Source organism: Bifidobacterium sp. UBA744 (assembly GCA_002298605.1).
Lineage (GTDB): Bacteria > Actinomycetota > Actinomycetes > Actinomycetales > Bifidobacteriaceae > Bifidobacterium.
Genome location: DBKS01000046.1, coordinates 1 through 1,073, shown reverse-complemented (window position 1 = coordinate 1,073; position 1,073 = coordinate 1). Strand labels below are relative to the sequence as shown.

General features: G+C 64.2%; 1 pseudogene. It reads left to right on the top strand.

The window, feature by feature from the left end:
• A pseudogene (locus B2994_RS04970) lies at window positions 1-1,073 on the top strand (magnesium chelatase domain-containing protein); the annotation flags it as partial.

Sequence of the window (1,073 nt, the reverse complement as noted above, 5' to 3'; positions counted from 1 at the left end):
GCGCGGCATAGCGCGCACAGCGCGGTCCATGGAGGAAACTCCGTGCTGTACATCTCAGGCGAGGAGTCGCAGGCACAGGTGCGTATGCGAGCCAGCCGCATCAACGCCGTGGAAGACAATCTGCTGCTCGCCTCGACCACCGATCTGGCCACCGTCTTGGGTCTGATCGAGCAGACGCGGCCGGCGTTGGCCATCGTCGATTCCGCGCAAACCATCACCTCGCAGGACGTGGACGGCATTTCCGGCGGCTCCACGCAGGTGCGCGAAGTGGCCAGTGCCTTGATCGACGCAGCCAAAACGCTGGATGTGCCGGTGCTGCTGGTTGGGCACGTCACTAAGGACGGGTCGATCGCCGGACCCCGCACTCTGGAGCATCTGGTCGATGTGGTGTGTCAGTTCGAGGGGGACCCGGAAACCGCGTTGCGACTGCTGCGCGCGGTGAAGAACCGTTTCGGTCCGACGGATGAAGTGGGTTGCTTCGACATGAGTGGCGAGGGCATCGAGGAGGTCACCGACCCCTCGGGGCTGTTTCTCTCCGATGGCGTCGCCTCAGACGGCTCGCCTGAATCGGACGGTTCGGACGGCGCCAATCCCACGGGCACTTGCGTGACGTTCACGCTTGACGGGCATCGCAGCCTGCCGATCGAAATACAGACCTTGGTCACCAATTCGGTGCTGCCGTCACCGCGCCGCGCGGTCAACGGCGTGGACACCAACCGTCTGGCGATGCTGGTTGCGGTGCTGTATCGACACGGGCATATCAATATGCTCGCCAACGACGTATACGTGTCCACCATTGCCGGCGGTCTCGCCAGGGAGCCCGCGTGTGACCTCGCCATCGCCGTGGCATTGGCGAGTGCGGCCAAATCCGCTCCCGTACCGCGCACCTCATGCGCGATCGGGGAAATCAGTCTGACCGGTCAGGTGCGTCCGGTCCCGCGGCTGGAGCATCGGTTAGCTGAAGCCTCCAGATTGGGATTCTCGCGGGCGATCGTGCCGATCAATCGGCGCAGGGGACGCCCACTGCATGTTGATGGCCTTGAGATCGTCGAGGTCGCGAACCTGCACGACGC